The organism is Candidatus Karelsulcia muelleri (assembly GCF_028673255.1).
Lineage (GTDB): Bacteria > Bacteroidota > Bacteroidia > Flavobacteriales > Blattabacteriaceae > Karelsulcia > Karelsulcia muelleri_D.
Map to the genome: position 1 here is coordinate 111,571 of NZ_CP110504.1, position 18,216 is coordinate 129,786.

Below are 18,216 nucleotides of genomic sequence, written 5' to 3' on the forward strand. Positions count from 1 at the left end.
TTATTAATAGCTCTTTTATTTTCTCTATTTCTTGGTTTTGTAACTTAAAAATATGTTGTTTAAAATTCTTTTTAGAAATTCTTTTTTCTTTTTAAGAGGTAGAATATTATGAAAGAATAATATTAATTCAAGTGAATCTATAAGAAGTTCTTTGTACTTGTTCTTTTCTTTTAAGATTTTTTTTATTATTTTATTATTCGTATTTACAATAAGATTATAATGTTGTTCATTCTTTCTTGTTTTTTCAAAGTTGTTTATTAAATTTATTTCATTTATACGACGTACAATTTCTGGAATATTTATTAAAAAAGGCAGATTTTTATCCTTTAACTGTTCTATTTGAATTGTAAATTTTGTATTATCTAAATGGTTTTCTAATTCTTTTTTTAGTTCTTTTAGTTCATTAATATCATCTACATTTTTCGTTTCACTAAAAATATTGTCAATGTTTTGAGAATCTACTCTTAGAAACTTTATATTATTATTTTCCATTTCTATTTTTTGAATTAAATGAACAGTAAAAGGGCTATCTAATAATAAAATTTTATATCCTTTAGCTAATACACTATCTATATATAAAGACTGTTCCTCTAGATTTGATGCGTAGAAACAAATGATTTTATTCTCCTTAGATAATTGTTTTTTTTTTATTAAGTTGAAAAACTCACTAAATAAGTAATATTTACCATCAGTATTATAAAATAATGCAAATTTTTTCGATTTTTCGTAGAAACTTTGTTCACTTATCATGCCATATTCAATAAGTAACTTAATACTTTTCCATATTTTTTCAAAATATTTTCTATTTTTTAATAAAATTTTCGTTAGTTTATCTGCAATTTTTAGAGTAATATAATTGTAAATTTTTTTTAATGTAATATCATTTTTATATTGTGATCTAGAAACATTTAGTGTAATATCTGGAGAATCAATTATTCCTTTTAGAAATTTTAAAAAGTATGGTACTATTCCATGTAAATTATCTGTAACGAATACTTGATTTTGATATAAATGTATTTGCTGTTTTTTTAAAGTTATTGTATTTATTAATTTAGGAACATATAATATACCAGTTAATTTAAAGGGATGGTCTATATTTAAATGAATCCATAATAAAGGTTCATCTATTCGATCATTAAACAATTCATAGTAAAATTTTTTATATTCTTTTTCTTTTATTTTCAGAGGATGTAATTTCCATAAAGGATTTATAATGTTAATAATTTTATTCTTAAATTTTATTGGGATTGGCAAAAATCTACAATATTTTTCTAATACTCCTAATATCCTATACCCTTCTAAAAATTCTTTTAATTTTTCATTTACATGCAATAATATTGTCGTTCCTCTTTTTTTTGTTTTAGCTCTTTGTATACTGAATTTAGTGCTACCATCGCATATCCAATGTACTGCATTGGTTTTTTTTTTATAAGATTTCGTTATAATTTCCACTTTATCAGAAATTAAAAAACTTGAATAAAATCCTAAACCAAAATTTCCAATCATTGTATTTTGGGCTTTATATTTTTCAAGAAATTTACCAGCGCTTGAGAATGCAATTTGATTAATATATTTTTCAACTTCTTTTTTTGTCATTCCTATTCCATTGTCTATTATTTTAATAATTTTCTCTTCTTTATATATTTTTACTTCTATTTCTAATTTTTCTTTTATGTTGGTTATTTTTCCTAACTGTTTTAAAGTTCTTATTTTATTGCAAGCATCAACTGCATTACATATTATTTCTCTTAAAAAAATTTCATTTTCTGAATATAAAAATTTCTTTATAATCGGAAAGATATTATCTGCAGCAACTTTTATATGACCTTTGTTTTTTTCCATTTTTAGTTTTATAAAAGATTCATAACATTAATAATATAAACCAAGAAACAAAACAAATACTAAATATTTAATGAATAACAAATTTAATTATTTCGATACTTGGTTTAAAGTCAGTAAATAAATTTCATATATAGTCAGATGCTAATAATTTCTTATATAACGGAGAGAGAGGGATTTGAACCCCCGGAGTATTGATACTCAACGGTTTTCAAGACCATCGCATTCAGCCACTCTGCCATCTCTCCTTTGGCTTAATTTGGATTAATTAGTATATATTTTTTTTTAAGTTATCAAATATCTTGTTTTTGATGTTTTAAAATAAGATAAATTGATATTTGGTTTTTCTTTATAGCTTTTTAAATATTTTTTTATAACATGAATTTTTCTTGTAACAAATATCTTTCGTATAAGTGGTTTAATGATTTAATATGCAAATCAAACTTAGCAGAAATCTCTAAAATAAGAGGATGTTTAATCTTTCAACCTTATGGCTTAGAAATTTGGAATAAAATAAAAAATAAATTAAATTATCTACTAAAAAAAACTGGACATGAGAATTATTATTTTCCATTATTAATTTCTATTACAGATTTAAATAAGGAATATAATCATATTAAAGGTTTCTCTAAAGAATGTGCTATTGTAACACATAGACGTTTAAATATAAAAAATAAAAAAATTTTACTAGATCGTAACTCAAAATTAAAAAATGAATTAATTATTAGACCAACTTCTGAAGCGATAATCTGGAACTCATTAAAAAAGTGGATTAATTCTTATAGAGATTTACCTAGGTTATTAAACCAATGGTCTAATATTATTAGGTGGGAAATGCGACCAAGATTCTTGTTAAGAAATTCTGAATTTATTTTACAGGAAGGTCATACTGTTCATTCATCAAAACAAGAAGCTCTTAGTCATTCTATAAAAATTTTGAACTTATATAAATATTTTATAGAAAAAATTCTTTCAATTCCAGTAATAAAAGGAAAAAAAACGCCAAAAGAAAAATTTGCTGGAGCAAATACTACTTATTGTTTAGAATCTGTTTTACTAGATGGAAAAGCATTACAAATTGCAACTTCTCATTTTTTGGGACAGAATTTTTCAAAATCTTTTGATGTTAAATATTTCAATAAAAATGGTATTTATGAACGACCATGGGGCACCTCATATGGAATATCTACAAGGCTTCTTGGAGCTTTAGTTTTTACTCATTCTGATAAATATGGACTTATTCTTCCACCTAAAATTGCTCCAATACAGGTTGTTATTATTTCCATAATAAAAAAAATAGAAGATAATAAAATTCTTGAGAAATTGGTAAAAAAAATACTAGTTTGTTTGAAAAACAAAAAAATAAGATTTTTTTATGATAATCGTAAACGATACAATCCTGGATGGAAATTTAATGAGTATGATATTAAGGGAGTTCCACTACGGATAACAATAGGAAAAAATGAAATACAAAAAGGGTTAATCGAAATTTTTAGAAGAGACAATCGGAAAAGAAAACATATAAAAATAAGAAATATTAAAAATAAAATTACTTATTTCTTAAAAAATATACAGAAAAATATTTTTTTAAAGGCTTTATTTTTAAAAAACAAATTTACAAAAACAATCGATGATTATAAAAAATTTAAACAAATTTTTAATTCAAATGGAGGATTAATATATTCTCATTGGGATGGAAGGAAAGAAAGCGAAAAGAAAATAAAAGAAGATACTTCAGCATCGATTATTTGTATTCCAAGTAAAAGTAAAACAAAAAGCAATTTTGGACATTGTATTTATAGTAATAATTTATCTAAACAAAGAGTTATTTTTGCAAAATGTTATTAACTTATAAATTCTTCTTATATCGTAACGTATATAATTAAGTTGATTACTCTATCTGGTGAGTTACAAGCAATCTATATTTGATGCGTATCAACTTTTTTCATCTTCCATTATATTTTTTAAAATCTTTATAAATTTTATAATTTCCTTTTTCTTATTATATATTCCTAAAGATATTCTTAATATTGTTTTCTTTCTAATAAGATTTTTTATTCTTAAAGATTTTATTACATGAGAATATTCTGTTGACATACATGCACTACTTTGTGATAAAATTATTCCTTTCATATCTAATTTGAAGGTTAGTAATTCTTTTTTAGGTATAGCTATACTAATTATAGTGTAAATACTTGATTTTAAACTTTCAGACATTCCAACATATTTAATATCTGGAATATTTCTTTTCAATTCTTTAATACAATACTTCTTAAGTTTTTTTAAGTATGTTTTATGTTTTATAAAATCTTTCTTTAAGAATTCTAAAGCTTTAGTAAAGCCCATAATTCCAGAGAAATTTTCAGTTCCTGCTCTTATATTTTGTTCTTGACGTCCTCCTGTTAGAAATGACTTTATATTTAGATTCTTGTTTACAAAAGCAAATCCTATTCCTGTAGGTCCATAAAATTTATGAGCACTGCAACTTGCAAAATGTAAATTTAATTTATGAATATTTATTTTTAACCAACCAATTGCTTGAATTGTGTCTGAATGAAAATATTTGTTCTTATATTTTTTACAAAGCTTTCCAACTTTTTTAATATTTAAAATATTACCAATTTCATTATTAACATACATTAAACTTACTAAAGTAGGCATTTCATCTTCTTTTAACTTCTTTTTTAAATCAGAAAGATTGATTTCTCCTTTGTCATTATTTTTAACGAATTTTACTACTATATTATAGTATTTATATAAATCATATACTGTTTCTAATACAGATTTATGCTCTAAAAATGATGTAATTATACATTTTATGTTTAAATATTTTATACTACTTCTTAAAATTAAATTATTTGCTTCAGTACCACTTGATGTAAATATTATTTCATCTTGTTTTATCTTGAAAATTCTAGCTATTTTAGTACGTGCTTTTTCAATTTTAAATTTCTTAATCAATCCTAAACTATGATTTGAAGAAGGATTACCTATTTTGTTTAAATATTTTATATGATTTTCAGATAGTTCCTTCAATAAAGGAGTATTTGAAGCATTATCTAAATAAATTTTTTTATTCATTTCTTTCTTTAATTAAAATTAATTGGTTTTGTTTTTTTAATAACACATAATTTAGATCTTTGGAAAAGATTTGTTTCCCATTTTTTGAAATTATTATTTTAATAATATCTTTAATATTTAAAAAGCCATATTTAGAGAAATATTTATGTAGATAAAATTTAATGAAATTTAGATTTAAAATCTTATTTATAAAAAAAAATATTTGATTTTTTGTTTTTTTACAAATATACTGTTCTATTATTTTTAAATGATTTTTTATCAGCAAATTTTCTTCTTGAAAAAAAATAAAAGTTTTTTTAAAACCCTCATAAAAATTCTGATCTAAAACATTAGATAAATCTTTTCTTATTTTATTTCTTAAATACTTTTGACTCTTATTGCTTTTATCTTCCATCCATGATATATGGTTTTTTTTAGCATATTTTAATATATCTGATCTACTAAAATCTATTAGTGGTCTTATTAAATATTTTTTCTTATAAATTATTCCTTTCATTCCTTTTAAACTAGTTCCTCTTTTTATATTTATAAAAAATGTTTCTATCGAATCATTCAAATTATGTCCTAATGCTATATAATTAAAACAATTTGTTTTTAACATTTTTTTAAACCAAAAAAATCTTAGCTTTCTTGCTATAAGCTGTATAGATTGATTTGAAGGAAAACTAAATTTTTTCATATGATACACAATTTTGTTTCTTTTACAGATTTTCTTTATTAATTCTTCTTCTTTTTTTGAATCAATTACTCTTAAATTAAAATTACAATGTAATACTTCTATTCTAAGGCTTATTATTTTTAGTCTTATTTTTATAAAAATATTTAATAACACCATACTATCAACTCCACCACTAACAGCTATATATATTTTTTTGTTTTTAAAGTTTATTTGTTTATTAAGTTTTGTTAAGACTTTTTTTAAGTTTAACATAAAACTTGGTTTTTAGTTTCTTATTTTTATATTCAATATTTTCATTGTTTCTTTTTCTTCTTGAATAATACTATATATCTAGTAGACTTGATAGCTTAGCTGGTAGAGCATTACACTTTTAATGTAAGGGTCCTGGGTTCAAATCCCAGTCAAGTCATATCATCTAACGGTCTGACTGGGATTTGAACCCAGGAGCTTGTGCGTGACAAGCACGTATTCTAACCATCTGAACTATCAGACCTGAAGAAAGGTTATATACCTTTTATATAACTTTTATATTAACTATAAACTTTATATATCTAATTATTTACTTAGCACTAAAATTTCTTAATTGAAAGGATTTGATTATCAATCAAAGTTATTAATAATACTTGCTTAAAAGTCACTATATGTTTATACTTAGAATACATCTTTCCATATAAAAAGAAGTTGATATTATCCGAAGCATCTTCTATTGTACAAACGATATAATCTCGTTGTCTTCTTGATTTTCTTAGTTCTATATTTGTAACAACTCCACAAATTATTCTTTTCTTTTTTAGTTCTAATTTACTTTTGAATTTTGTTATTGTTAAATTAGTTATTTTATTTATTTTGGATTTCATTTTTTCTAGAGGATGATTAGATATATAGAATCCTAACACTTCCTTTTCTTTTTTTATTTTTTCTAAAATACTCCATTTCTTACATTTGGTCATTTTAGGTTCCTTTATTTCAATATCTTTAATCTTTTTTAAAAGAGTGTGTTTTCTATTTTTAATTAATAATTGATATTTACTACCAAATTGTAAAAATTTTTCAATTCTATTAGAACCGTATTCTTTATAAAAATATTGAGCTCTATGAGTATTTTTAAACTCATCAAAAGCACCTGCATAAGCTAAGTTTTCTAATACCTTTTTATTAACTAATCTTAAATTCACTCTTTTAACAATATCTAAAATAGATAAGAATTTTTTCTTTTTTCTATGTTTTATTAGATTTTTTATTGATGCTTTTCCAATACCTTTTATTGCACTTAGTCCATAAATGATTCTTTTTTTTCTTAATCTAAATTTATAAGAACTTAAATTTATATTAGGACAAGCTAAGGTTAAACCCATTTTTTTACATTCTCTTATTAAGATAGAGATTTCTTTTATATTTTGCATATTATTACTTAAAACTGAAGTCATATATTCTGCTGGAAAATGACTCTTTAAAAAAGCTGCTTGAAAAGATAAAAATGTATAACTTGCAGAATGAGATTTATTAAATGCATAAGATGCAAAATTTTGCCAATTAAACCATATATCTTCTAAAATTTTTTTCAAATGTCCTTTTTTTATTCCTCCTTCTATAAAACTTGTTTTCATAGAAGTCAAAAGGAATTTATTTTTTTTAGATATAGCATGTCTTAAAGTGTCTGCTTTCGTTTTATTAAAATTTGATATATATTGAGAAATCAACATTACTTGTTCTTGATAAACTATTATACCATTAGTTTCTTTCAAATATTCTTCTAATTCTTGTAAAGAATAACTTTTGTATAATTTTCCATTTTTTATAGAGATAAAATTATTTAAATTCTTAAAAGGACCAGGTCGATATAATGCATTCATAATTATTAAATCTTCAAAACTATTTGGTATCAATTTTTTTAAAGATTTTTGCATACCAAATGATTCGTATTGAAATATCCCAATGGTTTTTCCACTTTTAAATAATTTAATCGTTTCTTTATCTTCCAATGATATTTTATTTAAATCTTTTATTTGATTTGTTTTTTTATTTATTATTTTTAATGCTTTTTTTATAATAGATAAAGTTCGTAACCCTAAAAAATCTATTTTTAATAAACCTATTTGTTCTATATTCTTTTTATCATATTGTGTAACTAAACAATCGTATGCTTTAGAATAATTTATTGGTATCTTTTCTATTATATCATATGGAGATATTAATATTCCACAAGCATGAATACCAGTATTTTTTATATTTCCTTCAATTTGCATAGCGACTTTTATAACCTTTTTAAAACAAACATTTATTTTCTTTTGTTTTTTTAAAACTAAAACTTTTTCATAATCTTTTATATTTAAAATCTTTTTAAGTTGGTTATTAGAACTTTTAAACAGTTGTTTTAATGTCAAATTAGGAATTAATTTAGACAATCTGTTTATTTCATTAAAAGGAAAATCTAAAACACGTGCTGTGTCTCGTATAGCTGATTTAGCACCTAAGGTTCCATAAGTGATTATTTGTGATACTTTAGTTCTTCCATATTTTTTGAGAACCAATTTAATTATTTCTTCTCTTCCTTTATCATCAAAATCTATGTCGATATCTGGTAAACTGATTCTACTTTTTGTTAAAAATCTTTCAAATAACAAATTATATTTAATTGGATCAATTTTAGTTAAACCTATAGCATAAGCTACAACTGATCCAACAACTGAGCCACGTCCTGGTCCTACTAATATTCCTTTTTTTTTTGCTTCTTTTACAAGTTCACTAATAATTAAAAAATATCCAGGATAGTTAATTTTTTCAATAATTCTTAACTCAAAATTAAGTCTTTTGATTAGATCACCTTTTAAGAACTTATATTTAGTTTTTGCGTGATTATAAGTTATCTTTTTTAAAAGTTTATTTTCAAAATATTCATATGGTTGTTTTACATTATTATCTATTTTGAAATCATGAAAATAATATTTTGGTAAATTTCTTATTTCTTTTATATTATATCTAGAAATTTTTTTCTTAAGTTTTCTTAAATTTTTCAAACCTAATGGCAAATCTGAAAATAAATTATAGATTTTATCTTTACTTTTCAAATAATATTCTGAAGTATTAATATAATGTTTTTCAGGGATTAAATTATCATCTATTTTTTCTCCATATTTAATCGATAATAAAATCCTTAAAGATTTGTGATCTTTTTTATTCAGATAAAACACATTATTTTGTATTATATAATCCACAGAATATTTTTTAGCTAATTTCAAAATAATTCTATTAACTTTCTTTTCATATTTTTCTCCATGACGAAAAATTTCTAGATAAAAATCCTGCTTAAAAACTTTAAGCCACCATTTCATTTGTTTTATAGATTCTTTTCTTTGATTATTTAAAATTAAATTAGAAATTTCGGAATTTAAATCACCACTTAAAGCAATTAATCCAGAACTATATGATTTTATCATATTTTTTGTTATAACTGGATACTCATCAAATTCTAGTTTTAAAGAACTGAGTGAACATAATTTAATTAAATTATAATAACCTATCTTATTCTTAGCTATCAAAATTTGGCTGTAAATGTTTGTTTTATTTTTAGTAGATAAATAAAATTCACAACCAATAATCGGTTTAATATTTAAATTAAAATTTTTATTATAGTTTTTAATATATTTCAAAAACTTAACAGTACCCATCAGATTTCCTAAATCGGTTAAACCAACTGCTTCCATTTTATATTTTCTCACTTTTTTTAATAATGTCTTTATCTCAATCGTTGAATTTAATATTGAATAATTACTATGATTGTGTATATTAAAATATTTGCTCCACATTTTATGTTTTAAATTTTCTTTTATTTCTCTTTGTTTAGTGCTTTTGAAATTAAGTTTTAAATAATTTCTATCAGTTGTATTACTTATTACATTTATTTTTTTTATAATTTGGTTAATATAACTTAAGTTATTCAGATCTGTTAAGAATATTCTTTTTAATAAAACTAATCTAAAAAAATATTTTGATAAACATAATATATTTAATATTTGGTTTTCGTATTTATCCTTTTTCTCACTTATTTGCTCAAGCCACTTATAAAGTATTTGAATATTTGGCATGGAATATCTTTTCCATATAGTTATTGAACTTGTTGCTGTATCTATTATATATTTCTTTTTCACATTATAGTTCACTTTTGATATATAAGATCTCATATATTTTAGTAAAAAAAAGATATTATGTCCAATAAGATATTTCGACTTGTTTAGACTTTTTTGAAACTTTAAAATATTTGATTCTTTAAAATTTAAAGCAAAATCAATAATCTCTAATTCAGAATTACAAACAAACCAATTAAATAGAATTTTTTTTCTTGATGAATTTTTATAATCTTTTTTATAATCTAAAAAGAAATACATAATTTATAAAAAACATGGGTGATACTGGATTTGAACCAGTGACATTCTACTTGTAAGGCAGACGCTCTGAACCAACTGAGCTAATCACCCCAATTTAATTTTTTTATAACATTCAAATATCTAAAGAACAACTTAATTAGTAGATATAAAGAACATTTAAGATCTTTTAAGTTCATAAAATATACGGTATAATTTATATTTGACTTACTTACCTAGACAAAAAGTAGCAAATATTTGATTTAAAATTTCATCATTATTAACAATTTTAGTAATTTTACCAAGATGATAATTAGCTTCTCTTAATAAAAAAGAGAATATTTCTGGCGTTAAAGAATTTTTTCTTGTTTTTTTTATTTTCATCAAAGTTAGTAATACTTGTTTTAAACACTCATAATTTCGCATATTATTAATAATATTATCTGTTTTATGATATTTATAATTTAATCTTTTATTTATTTGTTTTTTTATTCTTTCTAATCCTATTCTGTATTTTGCTGATATTAATATATATTGTTTGTTTGATCTTATTTTTTTTTTAAGTAAATCACATTTATTAATAATAATTATTATTTGTTTCTTTATTGATATTTTCAAATCTTTTTCTAAATCTTTTTCTATTTTATCTTTTATAACTAATATTAAATCAGCACTATTAATAGTTTCGTAGGTCTTATGTATTCCTTTTATATCCAAGTTATCCAATTTATTTGCTTTTATTCCAGCTGTGTCTACTATACGAGATTTTATACCCTTTATGAAGAAATCTTCTTCTATATAATTTATAGTAGTTCCAGATATATTTGATACTATTGATCTTTCTTTTTTTAATAAAAGATTGAATAATGTAGATTTTCCAACATTTGGTCTACCAACTAATACTAAGTAATATCCTTTTTTTAAAATATTATTTTTTTTAAACCCAATAATTGTTATTTTTATTTTTTTTATTAAAACAACTAAGGTAGTTAGAAATTTTTTATAATTGAATTCTGATATATTATCTTCATCAAAATCTAAAGAAACATTAATTAATGAATTTAAATAGATAATATCTTTTCGGATTTCCTTTAAAAAAATAGAAAATTTTCCATTTAAATTCTTAATTGCCAAAGAATGTGCTGCTTCATCTTCTGCTTTAAATAACTCGGATAAAGCTTCAGCTTGAATTAAATCAATTTTACCATTTTTAAAGGATCTGAAAGAAAATTCTCCTGGATTAGCTAATCTTGCTCCGTTATCTATTAAGAATTTTAATATCTTATTTTGTATGTATAAAGTACCATGACAATATATTTCAATAAGATCTTCTCCAGTATATGAAAAAGGTTTTTTAAATAAACATAAAAATACTTTATCAATAAGCTTCTTATTTTGTTTTATAAAACCTAGATACATAGTATTAGTTTTTAATTCAGTTATTTGTTTCTTTTCTTTTGAAACAAAACAACTACTTACTATTTTAAAACATAATTTACCAGAAATTCTTATTATTGCTATTGCTCCTATACCATTTGGTGTAGCAATAGCAGTAATAGTATCCTTATTATTAAAAAACAATTTGAATTTGATTTGAATACTTGATTAAAACAAAAATATAAATACATTATTATTTAGTTAATAAGATCAAATTTCGTTAATTAAATTCTGTAAATATCCATATAAAAAATTGTATAATCTTCTCAAGATCTTTTTTTTTGATCATTTCATTTGGAGTATTTAAATACTTAACATTCAATGTTACAAAATAAGTATTAATTTTATAATTATTTATATAGCAAATTATATTCGTTTTCTGACAATAGAATAAGATTTTTTCTAAATTATCTTTATTTATAAAAATAATACCAATTCTTTTGCTTCTGTTTAATGTTATTATTATTTTAATTTTCTTCTTTAAAATTAAGGTTTTGTTCTTTAAATTATTATATAAAATAAAGTTAATGTTTGTATTTTTTTTAAAGGAACTTATTATTTCAAGGAAAATAAATAAACCAAGTTTACTTGAAATATGATTACTAACTAAATATTTCTTATTTAGTATACTTAAACTATCTGTTAAAAAAATTAATGAATTATAATTAATTCCTAATTCATAGACTTCATTCATAGTTTCAACTCCTATATCTATTTTGAGTTTATATTTTGTATTAGATTTTTTATAATTTGTATTATATTTTTGATTAGGTATTATAAGCCCTGGTAAGATGATTCCATTTGATGAATAAATATTAACTTTTTTATAATGTAAAAATGATGTGTTTAAATATTTTATATTTTCTATATAAAGAAAACCTCGTTCTGATATGTATTTGATTTTCCAGAAATTATGAATTAATTTAATTAATAATAAGATATTCAATCTATTTGGTTTGTTCTTTACTATTATGTTGTTTCGTTTTTTCAAACATAAATATTTCTTATATTTGTTAAGAACATTTATAAAAATATCACTTAATAAGTTCTTTTTATACAAATAATAATTACTTAAAAGTTTATAAAATAAAAATTCTGAATTTTGATTTAAAATATACATGTTCTCTGAAATCTCCAATCTATGAGTTAAAAGATTACCTTTCTTTAATATTCTTTTTTAAGGTATTCTCATAATATTAGCTTTAGTTCTAATTCTAAAGAACAATTAAGTGCTATTCTAAGTTTAAATTTGAAAAATTAACATTTTCATTAACAAATTTTATTCTTACATTATCTATTCTACCATTTCTATTTTTAGCTATTATTAGTTCAGCCTCACCTTTACACGATTCATTTTCTCCATTGTCCCAATTAGTAAAACCATAATATTCTGGACGATAAATGAATGTAACAATATCTGCATCTTGCTCTAAAGCACCTGATTCACGTAAGTCAGAGAGTATAGGTCTCTTACGTCCTCCTCTTGTTTCTACTGCTCTAGATAATTGTGATAAAGCTATAATCGGTAAATTAAACTCTTTGGAAATGGCTTTTAAATTTCTAGATATAAAAGATACTTCTTGTTCTCTTGGTAAATTTGGTAAAGTTTCCAACTTACCAGAAGTCATTAATTGCAAGTAATCGATTATAATTAATTTAATTTTATTCTTAGATATTTCTCTTCTACATTTACAACGTAAATCAAATATTGAAAGATAATGAGTGTCATCAATATATAATGGTGCTTCAGATAAGCTTTTAATTTTACTATTAACTAATTTCCATTCTAATTTAGATAAATCAGAATATTTTAAGCGTTCTGATGGAATTCCAGTTTCTGCTGAAATTAATCTAGTAACTAATTGAGTTGCTGACATTTCCAAAGAAAATATTAATATAGGAATTTTAAAATTGACAACTATGTTTCTGGCCATAGAAAGAGCAAATGATGTTTTTCCCATTCCAGGTCTTGCTGCAAAAATTATTAATTCTGAATTTTGCCATCCACAAGTTATTTTATCAAGATCTCTGAATCCAGATGGAATACCATTTAAATTTTTAACATTAGTTTTTAAATTATTAATAGTTGTTTTTATTAATGAATTAATACTTTTAGTAGTATCTTTGAGGTTCGTTTTATTATTTATTTTAAATAATTTCATTTCTGCGTAATTCAATAAATCTAATACGTCGCTTTTCTCTTCTTGAGATAGCTTTATTATTTCGTATGAAGTTTCAATTAATTGTCTTAATATAAATTTATTTTTTATTATTTTACTATGATATTCTATATTCGCTGAGGAAATTCTATTGTTTGTTAATTTAGTTAAATACAAGTCTCCACCTACAACATTAAATTTACCTATTTTCTTTAATTCATTAGAAACAGTATAAATATCTATTGGTTCTGAATTATTATATAATGTTCTTATAACTTTTATTATTTCCTTATTTTTAAGTTTATAAAAAATTTCTGGCTCTATTATATCAATAATATCCTCCAAGCAATTAGGATCTATTAATATTCCACCAATAACTGCTTCTTCTAAATTTAATGCTTTTGGATTTGCTTCTTTTTTCTTAAGTAATTCTTTCATTGCTTAAAATATTATTTGTTTTTAAAAAAAAAGAATATATAGTAAATACTATTTTAAATACTATTTTTATTTAAATAATGAAAAAAGAAACAATAAAAACAATTATTAAAATGACAAGAATTAAAAATATATATTTAGACTTGATAAAATTCTATGAAACAAAAAACTTAAAAGTAAAAAAAAAAATAATGAAATTATTTATTCAATTTAATTCTTATAAAAGAAGACAACTAAATTTCTTAATTAAAACTCTAGCTGAAATAGAAAATTATAAAAAACGTAAAGAAAAAGAAAGAAAATTAGTAATAGAAAAAGCAAATTGCAATTTATTATTGGATTTGTTAAGTTTTGGAGAAGATTTTAATAGAAGTTTTAAAGATAAAAACAACTTTTATCAAGGAATAAAAATCATTAAAACAAAATTTTTTAATCTTTTAAAAAAAGAGGGACTCAAAAAAATACCAACTAAAAAAGGAGACAAATTTAATACTGATGTTCATGAAGCTATTTCTATACAAAAAACTAAAGATAAAAAATTAAAAGGAAAAATTCTATTTGTAATAGAGTCAGGTTATAAGTTAAAAAATCAAATTCTTAAGTTTTCTAAAGTTCTAGTAGGTAATTAAAAAAAAAGAAATGAGTAAGAAAGATTATTATAAAATTCTTGGGATAGATAGAAATGCTAATTCGGATGAAATAAAAAGAGCATACAGAAAATTAGCTTTAAAATATCATCCTGATCGTAATATAAAAAATAAAAAAGAAGCAGAAGCAAAATTCAAAGAAGCTGCAGAAGCATACAGTATATTAAGTGATAAAAATAAGCGCAGACAATATGATCAATATGGACCTGAAAATTATAATGAATTTTATAATCAAAATAGTGATCTAAATGTAGAAGACATATTTAGTAGTTTTGGAGATATATTTAACGAGAAATTAGGTGGATTTGCCGATGGCTTTACAGATTCAGATTTTGTAGAAACAACAAAAAAAAAAGGAGAAAATTTAAGAATTAAAATTAGGTTAGAATTAAATGAAATTAACAATGGAATAATAAAGAAAATCAAAGTTAAACGTATGAAATTTTCTAAAGATGTAAAATTTAAAATTTGTAATTTATGTAATGGAACTGGTTATATTCACAAAGTTTCTAATACCTTCTTAGGACAACTACAAACTACAATAAACTGTACCCAATGTTTTGGTTTAGGAAAATTAATTCTGAGAATACCTAGAGGTGTAAATAATCAAGGGTTAAAACAAGTAGAAGAACTGATTAATATTAAAATTCCAGCAGGCATTCAAAATAAAATGCAAATTAAATTTTTAGGTAAAGGTAATGATGCACCTTTTGGTATTGGAAAAACAGGTGATATAATCGTCTTAGTAGAAGAAATACCTAATAAAAACTTCAAAAGAAACTGCGAGAATTTGTTTTATGATTTATATATCTCAATTCCACAAGCGATATTAGGAACATCTGAATATATTACAACTTTAAATGGAAAAGTTCTAATTAAAATCTCACCTGGTTGTCAATGTGGTAAAATATTAAGATTAAAAGGAAAAGGGTTACCTAAAATGAACTTTTTTGGTATAGGAGATAGAGGAGACTTATTTATAAATATTAATATTTGGGTTCCTAAAAAAATTAGTAAAGAACATAAATTATTTTTTCAAAATCTTAAAAATGATCCTAATTTTGCACCCAAATCTAGGAAACATAAAAAAACAACATAATAACGAATACATTTTTTCTACCATATAAAGCTTTCAGTATGAAAAGAGTAATAGTTGGGTTATCAGGAGGAGTAGATTCCAGTGTAGCCGCATTAATATTAAAAACAAAAGGTTATGAAGTAATCGGTATATATTTGAAAAACACCTTTTTGGATAAAAACTGTGATTGGGAAGAGGAAAGTCTAACGGCATTAATGGTATCTCAAAAACTTGGGATACCATTTTATATTATAGATATAACAAACTATTATAAAAAAATAATTTATGATCATACAATAAATAATTATTTAAAAGGCAAAACTCCTAATCCGGATATTCTATGTAATAAAAAAATAAAATTTAATTTATTTCTGAAAAAATCTGCAATATTAAAAGCAGATTATATTGCAACAGGACATTATGTACGTAAAAAAAAAATTTCAGGCAGATTCAATCATGCATATAAACTTTTAACTGCCTTAGATCATAAGAAAGATCAATCATACTTCTTATGTTGCTTAAATCAATATCAAATAAAAAAATCGTTATTTCCACTTGGAAATATAAAAAAGAAACAAGTTAGAACAATTGCAAAATCTGCTAAATTAGTAAATGCTAAAAGAAAAGATTCTCAAGGAATTTGTTTTTTAGGAAAACAAAACTTTTCTTCAATACTAAAAAAAACAATTACTAAAAAGATAGGAACAATAATATTAATAAACCCAGAATGTAATATTTATAAAAACAAAATAGATAAATTATCATTAAAAAACAAAATTAATATTTTAGCAGAATTAGCAGAAAAAATCAAATACAAACCCAAAGATGGAAACAAAATTGGATTTCACGAAGGAGTTGCTTTTTTTACTAAAGGCCAAAGAAAAGGAATTCAACTTGGTGGATTTAATCACCCTCTTTTTGTTCTAGATAAAGACTTAAAGCATAATATTTTATATGTAGGTAAAGGCAAAAAACATCCTGGATTATTTAAATCAGTATTTTTTATAAAAAACAAACACATAACTTGGTTAAATAAAAATTATAATAAAATTATTAAAGAGAAGAAACCTTTTAAAATAAAAGCAAAAATACGATCTCAACAAAAATTACAAAGAGCTACGTTATATTGTATTAATAATGGGATTTATATCTGTTTTAAATTACCTCAAAGAGCCATGACTGAAGGTCAGTATATTGTATTGTATTTTAAAAATGAATTAATAGGTTCTTGCCTGTATGATTAATTTATAATTATTAGTTTCTTACTTCTTATAGCTAATAGTAAAAATAACTAAAAAATTTATTTACTTATTATCTTATTGGTTTATTAATTTGGTCATATCTTCACACATATTCTTAATTACATTTTGTATTGTCCATTAATAACTTGTATTATTGTATTGGAAATCTCCAGTGATATGGATCTTTATTTAAATTATATTGAATATCTAACAGATTTTTTTTCAAGAAATAAGAAATCCTCTCCTCTTTTTTTAAAATAGGTAATAAATAATTTTTATTCTTTAAATTTATTTTTTCAAAATGATTTATTACTACAGCTGTACCAGTACCAAAAATTTCTGCAACTTCTTTTTTTTTCAAATAATATTTTAATTCATCTATAGTTAAATATTTTTCTATAACATTAATATTGTTTTTTTTTGAAAATTCAATAATACTTCTACGAGAAATTCCATTTAGTATCTTCTCGTCTGCTGGTGCCGTAATAAGAGTATTTTGAATATAAAAAAACACATTCATCGTTCCTGATTCTTCAATAATTGAATGTGTAGCAGAATCAGTCCATAATATTTGATCGAAACCTTCTAATTGAGCTTTTTTAGTTGGAAAAAAAGAAGCTGCATAGTTACCAGCAGCTTTAATAAAACCAATACCACCATTATAAGATCTACTATATTTGAGTTCTATTTTTACTTTTAATGGTCTTGAATAATACTTATTTACAGAAGTACAAAAAATAAAAAAAAGATAATTTAAACTTGGTTTTGCAGTAAGAGTACCATCTGTTGCAATCATAAAAGGTCTTATATATAATGAATAACCATATTTAGGAACTATCCATTTAGTATCCAATTTTAATAAATTTATTAATCCTTCTACAAAAATTTTTTTTGGAATAACTGGCATTGCTAAACGTTTTGCTGAAATATTGAATCTTTTAAAATGTTCTAATGGCCTAAATAAAAACATATTATTTTTTCTATCTTTGAAAGCTTTCATTCCTTCAAAAATAGCTTGTCCATAATGAAAAACTAAAGTATTTGGAAAAAATATAAAATTACCAAATGTTTGAATTTGGGGTTCTTTCCAAAGATCATTTCTATACTCGCAAAAAAGCATATGATCAGTATAATATTTGCCAAAAGGAATTTCAACATCCCAATTAATATTTTTTATTCTAGATATTTTTCCTTTTTCAATTAGCATAGATTCTATTAGGTTTTAAAATATCTAATATGTAAGAAAAAATATAAGATAA

General features: G+C 22.4%; 12 protein-coding genes and 4 tRNA genes. 5 read left to right on the forward strand and 11 right to left on the reverse strand.

The annotated features are described in order from the left end of the window. Positions 1-24: 24 nt before the first annotated feature. Both htpG and ONB78_RS00675 read right to left on the reverse strand, forming a co-directional pair. Positions 25-1,842, reverse strand: a complete 1,818-nt coding sequence (gene htpG / locus ONB78_RS00670) for a molecular chaperone HtpG (protein WP_274095937.1) — start codon at positions 1,840-1,842, stop codon at positions 25-27. A gap of 160 nt (positions 1,843-2,002) precedes the next feature. After that, a tRNA-Ser gene (locus ONB78_RS00675) sits at positions 2,003-2,087 on the reverse strand. 130 nt (positions 2,088-2,217) lie between these two features. On the opposite strand from ONB78_RS00675, the gene proS reads away from it, so the two are divergent. Then, positions 2,218-3,687, forward strand: a complete 1,470-nt coding sequence (gene proS, locus ONB78_RS00680) for a proline--tRNA ligase (protein ID WP_274095938.1) — start codon at positions 2,218-2,220, stop codon at positions 3,685-3,687. Between the two features lie 87 nt (positions 3,688-3,774). Here the strand turns inward: proS and ONB78_RS00685 are convergent, their stop codons facing one another. Then, entirely contained in the window at positions 3,775-4,920 is a 1,146-nt protein-coding gene (locus ONB78_RS00685) for a cysteine desulfurase family protein (RefSeq protein WP_274095939.1), read from the reverse strand. Beyond that, the gene (gene tilS / locus ONB78_RS00690) at positions 4,913-5,851 is read right to left on the reverse strand and encodes a tRNA lysidine(34) synthetase TilS (protein WP_274095940.1); all 939 of its coding nucleotides are present in this window, start codon (positions 5,849-5,851) and stop codon (positions 4,913-4,915) included. Before tilS ends, ONB78_RS00685 begins: the two co-directional genes overlap by 8 nt. Positions 5,852-5,935: 84 nt before the next feature. Here tilS and ONB78_RS00695 point away from each other — a divergent pair. After that, positions 5,936-6,008: transfer RNA gene (locus ONB78_RS00695), tRNA-Lys, on the forward strand. A gap of 10 nt (positions 6,009-6,018) precedes the next feature. Here the strand turns inward: ONB78_RS00695 and ONB78_RS00700 are convergent. The 6 genes from ONB78_RS00700 to dnaB all read right to left on the reverse strand — a co-directional run bounded on the left by ONB78_RS00700 (position 6,019) and on the right by dnaB (position 13,994). Continuing rightward, positions 6,019-6,092: transfer RNA gene (locus ONB78_RS00700), tRNA-Asp, on the reverse strand. A 76-nt stretch (positions 6,093-6,168) separates the two neighbouring features. Continuing rightward, a complete protein-coding gene (gene dnaE / locus ONB78_RS00705; RefSeq protein ID WP_274095942.1) occupies positions 6,169-9,984 on the reverse strand; it encodes a DNA polymerase III subunit alpha in 3,816 nt (1,271 codons plus the stop codon). Between the two features lie 15 nt (positions 9,985-9,999). Beyond that, positions 10,000-10,074, reverse strand: a tRNA-Val gene (locus tag ONB78_RS00710). A gap of 114 nt (positions 10,075-10,188) precedes the next feature. Then, the gene (gene mnmE / locus ONB78_RS00715) at positions 10,189-11,541 is read right to left on the reverse strand and encodes a tRNA uridine-5-carboxymethylaminomethyl(34) synthesis GTPase MnmE (RefSeq protein WP_274095944.1); all 1,353 of its coding nucleotides are present in this window, start codon (positions 11,539-11,541) and stop codon (positions 10,189-10,191) included. A gap of 76 nt (positions 11,542-11,617) precedes the next feature. Next, positions 11,618-12,517, reverse strand: a complete 900-nt coding sequence (locus ONB78_RS00720) for a zinc-binding metallopeptidase family protein (protein ID WP_274095945.1) — start codon at positions 12,515-12,517, stop codon at positions 11,618-11,620. 112 nt (positions 12,518-12,629) lie between these two features. Further along, positions 12,630-13,994 carry a replicative DNA helicase gene (gene dnaB, locus ONB78_RS00725; protein WP_274095947.1) on the reverse strand — a complete coding sequence of 455 codons (1,365 nt, stop codon included), beginning with the start codon at positions 13,992-13,994 and terminating at the stop codon, positions 12,630-12,632. 77 nt (positions 13,995-14,071) lie between these two features. On the opposite strand from dnaB, the gene ONB78_RS00730 reads away from it, so the two are divergent. The 3 genes from ONB78_RS00730 to mnmA are packed head-to-tail and all read left to right on the forward strand — an operon-like array spanning position 14,072 to position 16,960. Next, the gene (locus tag ONB78_RS00730) at positions 14,072-14,620 is read left to right on the forward strand and encodes a nucleotide exchange factor GrpE (RefSeq protein ID WP_274095949.1); all 549 of its coding nucleotides are present in this window, start codon (positions 14,072-14,074) and stop codon (positions 14,618-14,620) included. 10 nt (positions 14,621-14,630) lie between these two features. Next, entirely contained in the window at positions 14,631-15,737 is a 1,107-nt protein-coding gene (locus tag ONB78_RS00735; RefSeq protein ID WP_158380299.1) for a DnaJ C-terminal domain-containing protein, read from the forward strand. A gap of 38 nt (positions 15,738-15,775) precedes the next feature. Next, positions 15,776-16,960, forward strand: a complete 1,185-nt coding sequence (gene mnmA / locus ONB78_RS00740) for a tRNA 2-thiouridine(34) synthase MnmA (RefSeq protein ID WP_274095951.1) — start codon at positions 15,776-15,778, stop codon at positions 16,958-16,960. 148 nt (positions 16,961-17,108) lie between these two features. Here the strand turns inward: mnmA and ONB78_RS00745 are convergent, their stop codons facing one another. Next, positions 17,109-18,164 carry a branched-chain amino acid aminotransferase gene (locus tag ONB78_RS00745; protein WP_274095953.1) on the reverse strand — a complete coding sequence of 352 codons (1,056 nt, stop codon included), beginning with the start codon at positions 18,162-18,164 and terminating at the stop codon, positions 17,109-17,111. Between the last annotated feature and the right edge of the window lie 52 nt (positions 18,165-18,216).